Genomic DNA, 14,167 nt, shown 5'->3' with positions numbered 1-14,167 from the left:
GGCTGTCGTGACGTGGGGTGCCGGTGCCGCGTGCACGCGACCCGGGGGGGCGCGGGCGGCGTGCTGACGCCTCGTCATATCGCCGTGACCTGCACGTTCGCTCCCCGTCACGTCGCCGCCAGGTGAGGTCACCCTCGGTGGGGCGGCCGTCGAAGCGGTCGTAGCATGACGCCCGTGCTCCTGGCTCTGTCGCTCACCCATGCCTCGGCGGGGTTCGACGTCCTCGAGCGGGCGACGGCGGCCGTCGCGGGTCTGTCCCGCCGCGAGCTCGTGGAGAGCACGCTGGCGCGCGACGAGGTGAGCGGCGCCGTCGTCGTCTCCACGTGCAATCGGCTCGAGGCCTACCTCGACGTCCCCGCGGAGCACGCCGACGAGGCCGCGACCCACATCGTGCGCGCCCTCGCCCAGCGCTCGGGCCTGCCCGACCTCGGCCACGGCGTGCGCGCCCGCACCGACGGCGACGCCGTGCACCACCTCTTCGCCGTCGCCTCCGGGCTCGACTCGCTCGTCCTGGGCGAGAGCGAGATCACCGGCCAGGTCTCCCGCGCGTACGACGAGGCGCGCCGACTCGGCGCCACCACCCCGGCGCTGGACCAGGTGTTCCAACGCGCGATCCGGACCTCGCGCGAGGGCCGCAGCCACGCCCCCGCGCAACCGGACGCGTCCGTGGTCCACCTCGCGCTTGACCTCGCGGCGAGCCGGATCGCCGACTGGCGCGCCACCCGCGTCCTGCTCGTCGGGACGGGGGCGCACGCCCGCACCGCCGTGCGCGCGCTCGGCGAGCGCGGCGCGCGACGGGTCGCGGTGTGGTCGGGCACCGGCCGGGCCGAGGCGTTCGCGCTGCGCCACGGGCTGACCCCCGCTGCGGGTGCGCTGGCCGACGCCGTGGCCGAGGCCGACCTCGTCCTCACCTGCACGTCGCGCACAGCGCTCGGCCTGTGCGACGTCACGGCTCACCGGCTGCTCGTGATCGACCTGGGCCTGCCGCGCAACGTCGACCCCGCGGTGGGCGAGCTGCCCGGCGTCGAGCTGCTGGACCTGGCCACCATCGCGCGGCACGCGGATGTGCCCGGCCTCGGCGGCGGCGTGGAGCGCGACGGCGAGGAGCTCGCCAACGTGCGCGACGCCGTCGTGCGCTACGTCGCGGACGTGGACGCGGCGCCGGCCGTCGTCGCGCTGCGACGGCACGTGGAGGAGCTGCTGGAGTCCGAGCTCGTGCGCGCGCGGCGTCGGGCGCACGACGAGCACGAGGCCGCACGCACCGAGGCGGCGCTGCGCCACCTCGTCGGCGTGCTGCTGCACACGCCGTCGATCCGCGCGCGCGAGCTCGCGGCGGACGGCGAGCTGGGGGCGTTCGCGGCGGGCGTCGAGGCGGTGTTCGGGCTGGGTGCGGTGCGCGACGGCGACGGCGCGAGGCCTGCCGAGGGCGACGGCGAGCACGGGGGCACGTCCGAGGGCGAGGAGCAGGCGCGCGGCTGAGGCCGTCGTGCGCCCAGCCGGCCGCTCACCACGTGGACGCCGCGACCGCCACGTCCACCCCGCACGGACTCAGCCCGAGAGCGCGATGACGGCGCTGACGATCGGCCCGATCACCACGAGGAACATCAGCCCGAGGAAGAGCGCCGCGATCAGCGTGAACCCGATCGCGTTGCCGAGGTTCGCGCGCACCCGCAGGTGCCGCCACACCTTCGCCACGAGGCGCCACGGCTTGCGCACGTCCCAGCTGTTGAGGCGCAGGTTGCGCCCGAGGTAGATGCCGAACGCCACGAGCAGGAGCACCCCGGCGATCGCCAGCCGGGCCTCGGCGTACTGCAGCGGCTCGAGCGCGTCGTACCGGAACACGACCCACGCGAGCACCACGAGGAACACGTTGACCACGGTGTTGAGCACGCCCGACATCGCGAGCGTGAGGACGAGGAGGACGTCGTACCACTCGGGCACGCCGTCGCCCGGGCGACGGTGGGACAGGTTGAGCTCGGTGATGAGGTAGCCCGCGTTCGGCAGCAGCAGGAGCCACGCGAGCAGGACGAGCGCGACGAGGGAGACGATGAGCACGGTCGGCGCGCCCGTGCTCACCATCACGAGCACCGGCAGGAGCCCGAGGCCGAGCACCAGCACCGGTGCGATCGACAGCCCGATGTTGAGCAGCATCGGCCGGTACAGCTCGGTGTGGAAGTAGCGCGCGCGGCCCAGCACCAGCGCCAGTGCGAGGAGGTTCATCCCCACGACGCCGTAGATCGTCGCGCTCAGCAGCACCGGGCTAACCCTTCGCCGGGGCGGCGGCGAGCACGCCGTCGGACTCGCGCAGGTAGCACTCGGCGCACAGCGACTCGTACGTCACCTCGCCCCCGTGGGCCGCGGGTCCGGCGTCGATCGCCACCTGGCTGCCCGCGAAGACGAAGCGTCCGTCCACGAGACGCCCGTTGAACAGCGCCTTGCGCCCGCAGCGGCAGATGGTCTTGAGCTCCTCGAGGCTGTGCGCGATCTCCAGGAGCCGGCGCGAGCCGGGGAAGGCCTCGGTGCGGAAGTCCGTCCGAATGCCGTAGGCGATCACGGGGATGCCATCGAGCACCGCGATCCGCAGGAGGTCCTCGACCTGCTCGGCGGTGAGGAACTGGGCCTCGTCGACGAGGAAGCAGGCCACCGGGTGCGGACCGGCGGCCCGCTGGAACTCCGCCCGGAGCGACGCGTCCTCGGGGACCACGAGGTCGACCCGTCGGCTGACGCCGAGGCGGCTCTCGATGTGGTCGGCGCCCTTCGTGTCCACGCCCGGCTTGGCGAGCAGCACGCGCTGACCGCGCTCCTCGTAGTTGTACGCGGCCTGGAGCAGGGCCGTGGACTTGCCGGAGTTCATCGCCCCGTACCGGAAGTAGAGCTTCGCCACCGGGCGAGTGTACGAAGACCGGGCCCCGCCTCGGCGGCGCCGGGCCGTGGCCGGACGCCGAGGAGGTCCGTGCGGGAGCCACCGAGGGAGATCGCCGACGCCCGACGCCCGACGCCCGACGGCGAGCCTCAGCTCTCCGTGAGGTCCCGCCGGCGCACGGTGCGCGCCGCCCGCGCCGCGAGCCGCCCGGTCAGGCCGCTCCGACCCGCCCGCAGGCGCTGCCAGTCCTCGACCGGCGGGCCGCCGGCGACCCGCTTCGGCAGCCCGACGACCGCCACCAGCCACTCCGGCCAGCCGAGCAGCCGCGCGAGCGCCATGATCCGCTCGGACTCGTTCTCGCTCTCTCCGAGCTCCTCCCCCAGCAGCTCGACCGCGTCCTCGCCGGCGTCGGGTCGCCCGCTGAGCCGCGCGAGCGCCCGCCCGCCGTGCGCGCCCTCCGGCCCCCACGCGAACTCGTCGCCCGGCCGCGCCGCGTGCGCGTCGGAGAGGTAGTCGACCAGCTGCTGCTCGCCGTCGAAGGCCGCGATCGTGAGCAGGGTCTCGGCGCGCACGACGGCGCAGATCACCTCGGGCCGACCGCTCGCCCCCTCCGGGGCGAGGGTCTCGGCGGACTCGCGCTCGCCGTCGGGCACGTGCTCGGGCGAGGCGTCGTCCGGCGAGCCGGACCCCGGCGCGAGGTCCCGGGCGAGGTCGCGCGCGAGCTCGGACAGCGTCCGTCGCTCGGAGGCGACGTGCCCGAGCGGGTCCTCGGCGACCGCGACGGTCCAGGGCTCCTCGCCGGTGGGCGCCGGGGACACCCAGCCGCTGAACCGCGCGACCGAGAGGGACTCCAGCACGGCGTCGCGGGCGCCCCGCGTCAGGACCAGGCCGTAGGACGGTCCGACGGCGCGGCCGTCGTCGATCGAGAACGGTGGCATCACCATGGCGTCAGTGTCGCACCGACGCCGTACGCTCGGCCGGACCGCACCCGGCGCGGTCGGCGAGGGCGCCAGATCGACACCAGGAGAGCGCGATGTCCCCCACGAGCCCGATCGACGCGGCCAACCCGACCCGTCCCGCCGCACCGATGCACCCCGCCGACGGCCACCACACCATCCGCGTGCTCGGCGCGCGCGAGAACAACCTCAAGAACGTCGACGTCGAGATCCCGAAGCGCCGCCTCACGGTGTTCACCGGGGTCTCGGGCTCGGGCAAGAGCTCGCTCGTGTTCGACACGATCGCCGCGGAGTCGCAGCGCCTCATCAACGAGACCTACCCCGCGTTCCTGCAGGGCTTCATGTCCTCCCAGTCGCGGCCGGACGTCGACGTGCTCGACGGCCTCACCACCGCGATCATCGTCGACCAGGAGCGGATGGGCGCGAACCCGCGCTCCACGCTCGGCACCGCGACCGACGTCAACGCGCTGCTGCGGATCCTGTACTCCCGGCTCGGTCAGCCGCACATCGGGGCCCCGAACGCGTTCTCCTTCAACGTCGCCAGCATCTCCGGCCAGGGGGCCGTCACGGTCGAGAAGGGCGAGACGACCGTGAAGGAGGTGCGCCGCTTCAGTATCCAGGGCGGCATGTGCGCGCCGTGCGAGGGTCGCGGCAGCGTGAGCGACATCGACCTCACCGCGCTGTTCGACGCCGACAGGTCGCTCAACGAGGGCGCGCTCACGATCCCGGGCTACTCGATGGAGGGCTGGTACGGGCGCATCTACCGCGGCGTCGGCTACTTCGACCCCGACAAGAAGCTGCGCGACTACGGCGAGCGCGAGCTGCACGACCTCCTCCACCGCGAGGCCACCAAGATCAAGGTCGACGGGATCAACCTCACCTACGTCGGCCTCATCCCGCAGATCCGCAAGTCGTTCCTCAGCAAGGACGTGGACGCGATGCAGCCGCACGTCCGCGCCTTCGTGGAGCGGGCCGTCACGTTCACGGCCTGTCCCGCCTGCCACGGCACCCGACTCAACGAGACTGCGCGGTCCTCGCTCATCGACGGCCGCAGCATCGCCGACGTGTGCGCGATGCAGATCAGCGACCTCGCGGCCTGGGTGCGCACGCTCGAGGCGCCGAACGTCGCGCCCCTGCTGGAGTCGCTGCGGGACACGCTCGACGCGTTCGTGTCGATCGGCCTCGGCTACCTCTCGCTGGACCGGGCCGCGGGCACGCTGTCCGGCGGCGAGGCGCAGCGCACCAAGATGATCCGGCACCTGGGCTCCTCGCTCACCGACGTGACCTACGTCTTCGACGAGCCCTCGATCGGGCTGCACCCGCACGACGTGCAGCGCATGAACGACCTGCTGCTCCAGCTGCGCGACAAGGGCAACACGGTGCTCGTCGTCGAGCACAAGCCGGAGACGATCGCAATCGCCGACCACGTGATCGACCTCGGCCCGCTCGCGGGGTCCGCCGGGGGCGAGGTCGTGTTCCAGGGAACGCTCGACGGTCTGCGCGTCAGCGGCACGCTGACCGGGCGGCACCTCGACGACCGGGCGAGGCTGAAGGCGCAGGTGCGCTCGCCGTCGGGCCGGCTGGAGATCCGCGGTGCGCGCACGCACAACCTGCGCGACGTCGACGTCGACGTCCCGCTCGGCGCGCTGGTCGTGGTGACCGGCGTCGCGGGGTCGGGCAAGAGCTCGCTCGTGCACGGGTCGCTCGCGCGGCGCGAGGGCGTCGTGGTGGTGGACCAGGGCGCGATCCGCGGCTCCCGGCGCTCCAACCCCGCGACCTACACGGGCCTGCTCGAGCCGGTCCGGAAGGCGTTCGCGAAGTCGAACGGGGTGAAGCCGGCGCTGTTCAGCCCGAACTCGGAGGGTGCGTGCCCCACGTGCAACGGCGCCGGGGTCACCTTCACCGACCTGCCCACGATGGGCACCGTCTCCAGCCCGTGCGAGGACTGCGAGGGCCGACGCTTCCAGGCGGCAGTCCTGTCTTATCAGCTCGGCGGGCGCTCGATCGGCGACGTCTTCGAGATGTCGGTGACGGGGGCAGCGCAGTACTTCGCGGCTGGTGAGGCCCGTGTTCCGAGCGCGCACGCGATCCTCACCCGGCTGGCCGACGTCGGCCTGGGATACCTCACGCTCGGTCAGCCGCTCACCACGCTCTCGGGCGGCGAGCGTCAGCGCCTCAAGCTCGCGACGCACATGGGTGAGACGGGCGGCGTGCTCGTCCTCGACGAGCCCACGACCGGCCTGCACCTCGCCGACGTCGAGCAGCTGCTCGCGCTGCTGGACCGCCTCGTCGACGGCGGGCGCTCCGTGATCGTGATCGAGCACCACCAGGCCGTGATGGCGCACGCGGACTGGATCATCGACCTGGGCCCCGGGGCGGGGCACGACGGCGGACGCGTCGTTTTCGAGGGACCGCCGGCCGAGCTCGTGGCCGCGCGGTCGACGCTCACCGGGGTGCACCTGGCGGCCTACGTCGGGGGGTGAGCGATCAGACGTGCGGGAGGTGCGGGAGGTAGAGCACCGTCGCGAACAGGAACACCACCGTGATTCCCGCGAAGTCGTTGATGGTCGTGATGAAGACGCCCGAGCCCGCGGCAGGGTCGAGTCTCATCCGGGTGGGCACGAGCGGGACGACGACGCCCACAACGGCGCCTGCACGATGATGACGACGAGGGCGAGCGCCGCCGTCAGCGCGAGCCAGAGCGGCGCCTCGATGTGGGTGAGCGCGCCGAGCACCATGATCACCGTGGCGGCGACGAACGCGACGGCGAGGCCGCTGATCAGCGCCCCGAGGAACGACCGTCACCGCCGCAGTCGGGATACATGCTGTCCGACATCAAGACGCGCATCGAGGTCGGGCGCTCCTTCGCGAGGTGCTCCGCTTCCCGGTTCACGTCGGCGGCAATATGGGCGTCCGCCGGCGACACCCCCTCGAGATGCTGCGCACGCCCGACCACCTCGCCGCCGCCGACAACCGGCTGTGGGTCTGAGGCCGCCACATCGCCGGCCCCGGGCGCGATCGCCCGGGGCCGACGACGTCACCGGATGATGGTGATGGTCGCGGTCACGGCCGGATCCGGCGTCTCGTGCGTGGTGAGGCCGTGTGCGGTCTTCTCCCAGTAGTGCGGCCGCACGATGAGCTGCCCCAGCGCCTTGTACGACGCCACCGAGTGCAGCACCCAGTAGAGCGGGTTCAGCATCGCCCACCAGATGAGCGAGAAGTCCCCGCGCTTCCAGGGGCCGAGCATGTTCAGGTAAACAATCAGACCGCTGCCGACGAGGAAGTTCAGCAGAACAAGCGCCAACACGGGTGTCGGGAACAGCGGCTCGACGATGTCCGTCGGCAGCGCCCAGGTGAACACCGTCAGCAGAACCAGGGGCAGCACGCCGAGGAACGTCAGCGGTGTTCCGGCGATCAGCATCAGGAAGCCCAGGAACCGCTTGACCCCGATGCGCCGGATCAGCTGCAGCGGCGAGCGCGCGTGAACGAGCGTCGTCTGCATGTAGCCCTTGATCCAGCGGCTGCGCTGACGCACGAAGTTCGGGATCGAGGTGTTCGCCTCCTCCATCGTGACCGAGTCGACGATGCCCACCTGATAGCCCTGGGCGCTTGCGCGGATGCCGAGGTCGGCGTCCTCGGTGACGTTGAACGGGTCCCATCCGCCGAGGGTGCGCAGCGCATCCGTGCGGAAGTGGTTCGAGGTGCCGCCGAGCGGGATCGGCAGCGAGTTTACGTCGAGCCCCGTGAGCATGTAGTCGAACCAGTACGAGTACTCGAGCGTGAACATGCGGGTCAGCAGGTTCTCACGCACGTTGAAGTAGTTGAGCGAGGCCTGCATGACCACGGTGTCCTCGGAGGCGTTGCGGAACGCGACGATCACCTTCTTGAGCTGCAGCGGATCCGGGGCGTCCTCCGCGTCGTAGATCACGAGATACTCGCCCGTCGCGATCGCTAGGCCCACGTTGCAGGCGCGCGGCTTGGTCTGCGGGTGCCCCTTCGGGACCACCACCACGGTGAAGTTGTCCGGGGTCGGCGAGGCCTCGATCGCGGCGCGCGTCTCGTCGTCCTCCTCTTCCACCAGGATCAGGATCTCGAGCTTGTGGGCCGGTAGTCGAGGGCGCCGAGATTGGTGACGAGCTGATGGACGATGTTCGCCTCGCGGAACACGGGCACCAGCACCGTGTAGGTGGGCAGTTCCTCGTCGGTCAGCGCCGCGAGCTCTGCCGGATCGATGCGATCAGCCAGGTCGTATCGCGCTCCCGCGAGGGACACATGGAACTTGAACGCCGTCGCGATGAGGAACAGCACACTCACCACCAGCAGCGTCACGATGACGGTCGGGCGCCACGCCGCCACCAGCGCGATCACGTACAGCACCGCCGCGACGACGAGACCGATCCCCTGGGGACGGGTCAGCACGGTGCGGGCAGACAGCAGCGGGTCACGCTCCCACAGGCCCATAGAGGCCTCATGCGCGATGTGCTCCGGGACCTCGATGGAGCGGACCGGCATCAGAACGGCCATCCCGTCAGCAGCGCCTGCATCCACTCATCCACCGGCCGGTAGATGAGTAGCGCCGACGTCCATCCTGTCACGAGCAGGACCACGGCACCAAGCCGCAGGGTCCATCGGGTGCGGAAGCCGCGGCCTCGCACCGACGCGATGACGACAATGCACAGAAGCACAAGCAGGAACGCGGCACCCGACGACTCGGCGGGCAGGACGCCGACGACGAACATGAGGACGATCGATCCCATCAGCAGAACCGGCGCGACAGCGGCCACGGGGTGGCGGCGCACGAGAGCGAGCGCCACACCGACCACCGCAGGAACGTAGTAGAGCCAGGCCCAGGGCTGCGCGAAGAACGTCCGTGTGCGCTCGACCCTCTCCGGCGCGAAGCCGACGTGGAGACCATCGACGGCGAGGAGGGGATCGGCCAGGAAGATCTCACCGAGCAGCGCGACCGAGGCGAACGCGGCGACGGTCGGAAAGGCCATCGTCAGCGCCGTGCCGACACGTGAGCCGTGCCGCGAGTGCGGCAGGAACGGGCCGACGCACGCGGCGATCAGGATGGAGAACGCGAATGTAGGCGCCGTCAGAGCGGCCGCGGCGAACAGCAGACCCGCGCGGAACCCGGCCTGGGTGTTCGCGAACACGACGAACCGGACGAGATCGATCAACCCCATCGTAAACAGGGTCAGGCCCAGGAAGACCTCGACGTTCGTCGTCGCGAGGAACGCGAACAGAGGAGTGCCTCCTACCACGATGGCGAGCAGGACCGGGTCGGCACCGGAGCGACCCTGACGCAGCGACCACTCGGCGAGCCGCTGCAGCAGAAAGCCCGCCGTCAGCGCGCCGACGATCCCCAGTCCGACCGCGCCCCCCGGCACGATGACCGCCAGAAGCGTTGCGATCGGTGGGTAGAGCATCCCGACCGTCTCGATCGAGACAGGTCGGGTGAGGACCTCATGGGCGGTCGTCACCAGGACGGCGTTCGCCGTGGAGTTCTGGAGGTAGCCGCCGCCGGCGGCGAAGCAGAACGAGCAGGATGAAGGGCAGCGCGAGGGCTCCCCGAAGCAGCCACCGTTGCCAGGAGGACGCGGGGAACTTCGGGACGTGCCCGGTTCTCCCCTTCGCGGCGACGTGGACGGCTTTTCAGGGAGCTGCGCAACGAGGATCGGGACACCGCCGTAGTCACTGCCACACTGTAGGTGAGGCACACTAGGGTTTGGATATCCTGGCAAGATCTGTCGAACGGCGGGCGCCGCCCGCATCGCGATCTAGACCCTCGTCACCCTCGTCGGTGAGAGCGGCTTCCGCTTGGACTGCCCCGTCTCCGTGGTCACACTCGAGATGGACGCCGAGAGCCAGCGCGTGCGTGAGGCCTGCGCCTCGACCTCGTGTCTTGGATCACGCCGACGGCGGCACTGCTCGCCGGCAACGCTATCGACGCCGAGGAGGCTCACACCCTGCTCGTCCTGGAGAGATCGAGACGGTCCACATCCTCAACCTCGGTGTCTACGGCGCTAGGAAGGTCCACGCGCAGGTGAACCGGGAACGGGTCAAGAGCGGTGGTGGGCCAGTGGCGCGCTGCAGCGTGCAACGCCTCATGCGGGCCGCCGGGCTGCGGGGGACGTCGCGGGAGAAGACGGTCCGCACCACCCACCCCGCCCAGGCCACCCATGAGTCCATGAAAGGGGCCCGCGAGACGACCGGCTATGGCCACCTGAGATTCATGCTGCATCAGCCACTGCCGGTACTAGGCGTCCATCGACGATTCTCACCACTGCGTGCATACGGGGAAGGTGGACGAGGTCGTGCGTGACGAGGAGCGTAGACGTGTTCAGTTCGTCGGTGAGGCGGAGGATGAGGTCGATGATGCTCGCGCCTCGTGCCTGATCGAGTGCGCTGGTGGGTTCGTCGACGAGCAGGACGCTGGGGTCGTTCATGAGCGCTCGTGCGATGTTGATGCGTTGGCGTTGTCCGCCGGAGAGCTGGTGAGGTCGCTTGTCTTTGCTGTCGGCAAGGCCGACGGATTCGAGTAGCGCTTCGGCTCGTGCGGTGGCGGTGCGGCGGTTTCGGCGGGAGTGGCTGCCGCCGAGCTCGTTCATGAGGGCCAGCTGTTCGGTGGCGGTCAGGGAGGGGATGAGGTTGGGCTGTTGGAAGACGATGCCGATCTTCTCCCGCCGAAGGCTGGTCGCTTCGGTGGGGTCGAGCTGGGTGGCGTCGATGTCGTCGATAAGGACACGGCCCGAGTCGGGGTGGATGAGGGTGGCTGCGACGGCCAGCAGGCTGGACTTGCCGGATCCGCTGGGGCCGGTGATGCCGGTGACGGTTCCGGGTCGTGCGGTGAGGGCGACGTGGTCGACCGCGGTGAGGCGGCTGTCCCCATCAGGGAACGTGAGGGTGATGTCGTCGAGGCGGATCATCGGTTGCTCCCAAGGGCGGTGAGGGGGTCTGCGGAGGTGACTGAGCGGAGCGCGAAGGCGGCTCCCGCGAGCCCGAGCGCGATCATGATCGCGCCGGGCAGGAGGGTCGTGATGGGGCTGAGCATGAACGGCAGGGCGTTGCCGACGAGGGCGCCGAGGCCTGTGACGATGGCCAGCCCTCCTCCGATGCCGACCAGCAGCACGATGAGCGCTTGTCCGAGTGCGTCGCGCACGAGCGAGGGGGTGCTTGCGCCGAGGGCCTTGAGGACGGCGATGTCGCTCTTGCGCTGCATCGTCCAGACGGTGAAGAAGGCGCCGATGACGAGGCCGGAGATGCCGAACAGCATGCCCACCATCAGCAGCAGCGAGCCGATCTCGGACCGAAAGGCGCTGAGTGCGGTGAGAGACCCGAGAATGGTCTCTGACACCGTGGCCGCCTCGGCGTCGGCGGTGTCCCAGTCGGGTGTGCCGGTGACTGCGAGGACGGTGGCGTAGGCGTCGGGCGCCCCGGTCGCGGCAGAGTACCTCTGCCAGTCAGCCAGCGTCATCTGGATGACAGGCGTGTGGCTGTACCAGCCGTCTCCGGCGATGTTCTCGACGGTGTAGGTGGTGCCGGCGATCTGGATCTGCTCACCGACCGCGACGTCCAGGTCCGCCGCTGCAGGGTTGGAGAGGGTGACGGACCCGTCCTGGGTGGGAGCGGTGGCGGCGAAGCTGGGCTGCACGCCGAACACGGCGACGGCGATCCGGTTGCCGGCTGCTTCCGCGCGGGTCTGGCTGATGCCGATCGGCTCGACCGACGTGACCCCGTCCGCAGCTGACCATGTCTCGCTCTGCTGGTGGGTGACGGTGGAGTCGGTATAGCTGGCGGCCGAGGTGCCGTCGGTGGGGGCTGAAAAGACGATGCGGTCCCCGGGGATCGCGAGGACCCCGGAGATGTTCTGGGTGGCGAGCCCGCCGGTGAGTCCGCTGAGGAACCCGACGAGGATCGTGATGAGGGCGACGACGGAGCCGATCAGGATGAAGCGGCCTCGAGCGAATCGAAGATCGCGCAGCGCGACGAACATGGAGAAGTCCTTCCGTGTCTCCGGAGCGGTGACGTGTCCACTCTCGTGCGCAGGGGCGACCCGGTCATCGGCCGGTCGAACGGCGCTGGACGGCGGAATGGTGGGTCGAGGAGTCGTACTTTCGGACGATGACCGCTAGCTACTGACGCGTAGGGTCCGATGGGTGGCCCATTCCGCGCTGACCCCTGTGTTCGCCGGGCTGCGCACGGGGTTGCACGTCCTGCTCGTCGCTCTGACGGTCCTGGTCATGGCGCGTGCCGTGTTCGAACCCACAGCCTCCAGCGTCGCGATCATCGCGTTGGCGGCCCTTCTGCTCGGCACGTACGCGCTCGGTGGTCTCATCGTCGTGACGCGTGGTACGCCGACGCTGCGGATGCTCTGGCTCGGCACGCTCACGACGGAGTGGGTGTTGCTGCTGTGGCTGGCGTCCGAGGCGGCCTACCTGGTCTTCCCACTCTTCTTCCTGTTCTTGCATCTGCTTGGCCGGGCGTGGGGATCGGTCGCGATCGCTGGGGCGACGGCGGTAGCCGTGGCAGCGCTCGGCATCCATGACGGGTGGAGCTTGGCGGGTGTCGTGGGGCCGATCGTGGGCGCGGGTGTCGCCCTGCTCATCGGACTCGGCTATCAAGCGCTCGCACGCGAAGCCGCGCAACGAGAGAAGCTCATGCAGGAGCTTCTCGCCACCCAGGGACAGCTCGCGGCGACGGAGCGCGAAGCCGGTGTCGTCGCAGAGCGGTCCCGACTCGCTCGCGAGATCCACGACACCCTCGCGCAAGGGCTGTCCAGCATCCAGATGCTGCTGCACGCCGCCGAGCGAGCGGACCCCGAGCGGCCAGGCGTCGAGCACATCCGCTTGGCGCGCGAGACGGCCGCGGCCAACCTCGCCGAGGCACGCCGGTTCATCCGAGAGCTCACCCCGCCCAACCTCGATGACGAAGGTCTCGGCGGGGCGCTGCGCCGGCTCGCAGCCTCCCAGTGGCCATCGCAAGGCCTGAAGGTCGACGTCCGCGTCTCAGACACCGTCGAGCTGCCCATGCACCTGCAAACCGCACTGCTCCGGATCGCACAAGGCGCGATCGCCAACGTGATCCAGCATGCCGATGCCAGCAGGGCGACAATCACCCTCACCGTGCATCACGATCGGCTGTCATTCGAGATCACCGACGACGGTCGCGGGTTCGAAGACCCGTCGGAGGCCGCCACACCACCTGGTCGCTCTGACTCCTTCGGCATCCGCGCGACCAGAGAGCGCGTGGAACAGCTCGGCGGAACCGTCACCATCGACTCTGCACCGGGAAGGGGCACCACGCTCATGGTCGACCTCGCGCGCGAACCCGCCTCATGATCCGCATCGTCATCGCCGACGACCACCCCGTCGTGCGAGCAGGACTGCGCGCAGTCTTCAGCCTGGAGGAGGACATCGAGGTCGTCGCCGAAGCGGCAACGCCCGACGAAGCAGCAGAGGCGGCCGAACGGGAGAACCCCGACATGGTGCTGATGGACCTCCAGTTCGGAGCTGCCGCAACGTCAACTGGCGCCGATGCCACGCGTCGCATCCGAGCGCTGGACGCGCCCCCATACGTCCTCGTGCTCACCAACTACGACTCTGACGCCGACATCCTCGGAGCTGTCGAGGCAGGCGCGAGCGGCTACCTCCTCAAGGACGCGCCGCCCCACGAGCTCATCGCTGCCGTTCGAGCCGCCGCAGTAGGCGAGAGCGCCCTCGCACCCGTCATCGCCTCACGGCTGATGAGCAGAATGCGGGCACCGCGGGTCAGCCTCAGCAGCCGCGAGATCGAGGTGCTCGAGCGCGTCGCCGCTGGGCAATCCAACACCGACGTCGCCACCAGCCTCTTCGTCAGCGAGACCACCGTGAAGTCGCATCTCGCCCACATCTACTCAAAACTCGGAGTCGCATCGCGCACAGCAGCCGTGGCCGCCGCCCGCCGCACGGGCATCCTGCGCTGACTATGGACCCACCGGAGGTCTGAAGCGCCTCGTTTCCGAGGTCAGGAGGCCTCCAACAGACCCAGGGCGCTCACACTGCCCGGTCCGGCTCCAGGAGCTGGCCGACCACGACAAGGCCCAGCTCGTCGAGACGGCAGAACGTCGTCACATCAGGGGTCGCGGGGGTGGCGTCAAGCACGTCGAGGTCTTCCTGGATGGCGGCGAGAGAACTTCCATCCTGGGTAGACCTCGACCGCTACCCGGCCACCGACGCGCCGCCCGCTCCTCGCGCCGCCTGGCCGCTGGCCACACCTCAATGGGGCTCTTCGGACATCTGGTGGGGAGTGGGGGTCGGGGTGTGATCGGGGCTGGGTAGGGGTCGAGGTCCTCGATGATCGGTAGCGA

At 70.3% G+C, this 14,167-nt stretch carries 14 protein-coding genes and 1 pseudogene; 5 read left to right on the top strand and 10 right to left on the bottom strand.

Features of this window, described 5'->3' with window-relative positions; genetic code table 11:
* Nucleotides 1-174 precede the first annotated feature (174 nt).
* Nucleotides 175-1,479: a glutamyl-tRNA reductase gene (locus FH969_RS07620; protein ID WP_180359716.1), complete on the top strand. Its 1,305-nt coding sequence runs from the start codon at nt 175-177 to the stop codon at nt 1,477-1,479.
* 69 nt (nt 1,480-1,548) lie between these two features.
* Here the strand turns inward: FH969_RS07620 and FH969_RS07615 are convergent, their stop codons facing one another.
* From FH969_RS07615 to FH969_RS07605, 3 genes are all read right to left on the bottom strand, one after another.
* Nucleotides 1,549-2,256: a DUF1361 domain-containing protein gene (locus FH969_RS07615; protein WP_139986739.1), complete on the bottom strand. Its 708-nt coding sequence runs from the start codon at nt 2,254-2,256 to the stop codon at nt 1,549-1,551.
* Between the two features lie 4 nt (nt 2,257-2,260).
* On the bottom strand, nt 2,261-2,884 hold the full coding sequence (locus FH969_RS07610) for a thymidine kinase (protein ID WP_139986737.1): 624 nt from the start codon (nt 2,882-2,884) through the stop codon (nt 2,261-2,263).
* A gap of 128 nt (nt 2,885-3,012) precedes the next feature.
* On the bottom strand, nt 3,013-3,807 hold the full coding sequence (locus tag FH969_RS07605; RefSeq protein ID WP_139986735.1) for a hypothetical protein: 795 nt from the start codon (nt 3,805-3,807) through the stop codon (nt 3,013-3,015).
* A gap of 143 nt (nt 3,808-3,950) precedes the next feature.
* Here FH969_RS07605 and FH969_RS07600 point away from each other — a divergent pair, with 143 nt between their 5' ends.
* Nucleotides 3,951-6,302: an ATP-binding cassette domain-containing protein gene (locus tag FH969_RS07600; RefSeq protein ID WP_246071771.1), complete on the top strand. Its 2,352-nt coding sequence runs from the start codon at nt 3,951-3,953 to the stop codon at nt 6,300-6,302.
* Nucleotides 6,303-6,306: 4 nt separating this feature from the next.
* Here the strand turns inward: FH969_RS07600 and FH969_RS15705 are convergent, their stop codons facing one another.
* From FH969_RS15705 to FH969_RS07590, 5 genes are all read right to left on the bottom strand, one after another.
* Complete coding sequence (locus FH969_RS15705; protein ID WP_246071764.1) at nt 6,307-6,429, bottom strand: hypothetical protein; 123 nt, start codon at nt 6,427-6,429, stop codon at nt 6,307-6,309.
* Nucleotides 6,426-6,557: a hypothetical protein gene (locus FH969_RS15960; RefSeq protein ID WP_281285351.1), complete on the bottom strand. Its 132-nt coding sequence runs from the start codon at nt 6,555-6,557 to the stop codon at nt 6,426-6,428. Before FH969_RS15960 ends, FH969_RS15705 begins: the two co-directional genes overlap by 4 nt.
* A gap of 299 nt (nt 6,558-6,856) precedes the next feature.
* Complete coding sequence (locus FH969_RS07595; protein WP_234417609.1) at nt 6,857-7,897, bottom strand: glycosyltransferase family 2 protein; 1,041 nt, start codon at nt 7,895-7,897, stop codon at nt 6,857-6,859.
* Nucleotides 7,898-7,902: 5 nt separating this feature from the next.
* The gene (locus tag FH969_RS15700; RefSeq protein WP_234417607.1) at nt 7,903-8,343 is read right to left on the bottom strand and encodes a hypothetical protein; all 441 of its coding nucleotides are present in this window, start codon (nt 8,341-8,343) and stop codon (nt 7,903-7,905) included.
* Nucleotides 8,331-9,248, bottom strand: coding sequence for a hypothetical protein (locus tag FH969_RS07590; protein ID WP_139986732.1), 918 nt, complete (start codon nt 9,246-9,248; stop codon nt 8,331-8,333). The genes FH969_RS15700 and FH969_RS07590 overlap by 13 nt, the downstream gene beginning before the upstream one ends.
* Nucleotides 9,249-9,802: 554 nt before the next feature.
* Here FH969_RS07590 and FH969_RS15695 point away from each other — a divergent pair.
* Nucleotides 9,803-9,982, top strand: a pseudogene (locus FH969_RS15695) (IS3 family transposase); the annotation flags it as partial.
* A gap of 70 nt (nt 9,983-10,052) precedes the next feature.
* On the opposite strand, the gene FH969_RS07580 reads toward FH969_RS15695, so the two are convergent.
* Both FH969_RS07580 and FH969_RS07575 read right to left on the bottom strand, forming a co-directional pair.
* Nucleotides 10,053-10,748 (bottom strand): ABC transporter ATP-binding protein, encoded by a 696-nt coding sequence (locus FH969_RS07580; RefSeq protein WP_108717376.1) that lies wholly within the window; start codon nt 10,746-10,748, stop codon nt 10,053-10,055.
* Nucleotides 10,745-11,815, bottom strand: a complete 1,071-nt coding sequence (locus FH969_RS07575; RefSeq protein WP_108717375.1) for an ABC transporter permease — start codon at nt 11,813-11,815, stop codon at nt 10,745-10,747. Before FH969_RS07575 ends, FH969_RS07580 begins: the two co-directional genes overlap by 4 nt.
* 163 nt (nt 11,816-11,978) lie before the next feature.
* On the opposite strand from FH969_RS07575, the gene FH969_RS07570 reads away from it, so the two are divergent.
* Nucleotides 11,979-13,160 (top strand): sensor histidine kinase, encoded by a 1,182-nt coding sequence (locus FH969_RS07570; RefSeq protein WP_108717374.1) that lies wholly within the window; start codon nt 11,979-11,981, stop codon nt 13,158-13,160.
* A complete protein-coding gene (locus tag FH969_RS07565) occupies nt 13,157-13,783 on the top strand; it encodes a response regulator (RefSeq protein ID WP_139986728.1) in 627 nt (208 codons plus the stop codon). Before FH969_RS07570 ends, FH969_RS07565 begins: the two co-directional genes overlap by 4 nt.
* The last annotated feature ends 384 nt before the right edge of the window (nt 13,784-14,167 follow it).

The sequence above is a fragment of the Miniimonas arenae genome, from assembly GCF_006351005.1.
GTDB lineage: Bacteria > Actinomycetota > Actinomycetes > Actinomycetales > Beutenbergiaceae > Miniimonas > Miniimonas arenae.
The sequence above is the reverse complement of the archived record's forward strand: the minus strand, read 5'-3'. Positions and strand labels throughout refer to the sequence as shown.

Coding starts and splice junctions, on each gene's coding strand:
- FH969_RS15705 (WP_246071764.1), bottom strand. CDS start 6,429: ATGAGACTCGACCCTGCCGCGGGCTCGGGCGTCTTCATCACGACCATC.
- FH969_RS07575 (WP_108717375.1), bottom strand. CDS start 11,815: ATGTTCGTCGCGCTGCGCGATCTTCGATTCGCTCGAGGCCGCTTCATC.
- FH969_RS07590 (WP_139986732.1), bottom strand. CDS start 9,248: ATGCTCTACCCACCGATCGCAACGCTTCTGGCGGTCATCGTGCCGGGG.
- FH969_RS07600 (WP_246071771.1), top strand. CDS start 3,951: ATGCACCCCGCCGACGGCCACCACACCATCCGCGTGCTCGGCGCGCGC.
- FH969_RS07605 (WP_139986735.1), bottom strand. CDS start 3,807: ATGGTGATGCCACCGTTCTCGATCGACGACGGCCGCGCCGTCGGACCG.
- FH969_RS15700 (WP_234417607.1), bottom strand. CDS start 8,343: ATGGCCGTTCTGATGCCGGTCCGCTCCATCGAGGTCCCGGAGCACATC.
- FH969_RS07565 (WP_139986728.1), top strand. CDS start 13,157: ATGATCCGCATCGTCATCGCCGACGACCACCCCGTCGTGCGAGCAGGA.
- FH969_RS15960 (WP_281285351.1), bottom strand. CDS start 6,557: ATGGTGCTCGGCGCGCTCACCCACATCGAGGCGCCGCTCTGGCTCGCG.
- FH969_RS07580 (WP_108717376.1), bottom strand. CDS start 10,748: ATGATCCGCCTCGACGACATCACCCTCACGTTCCCTGATGGGGACAGC.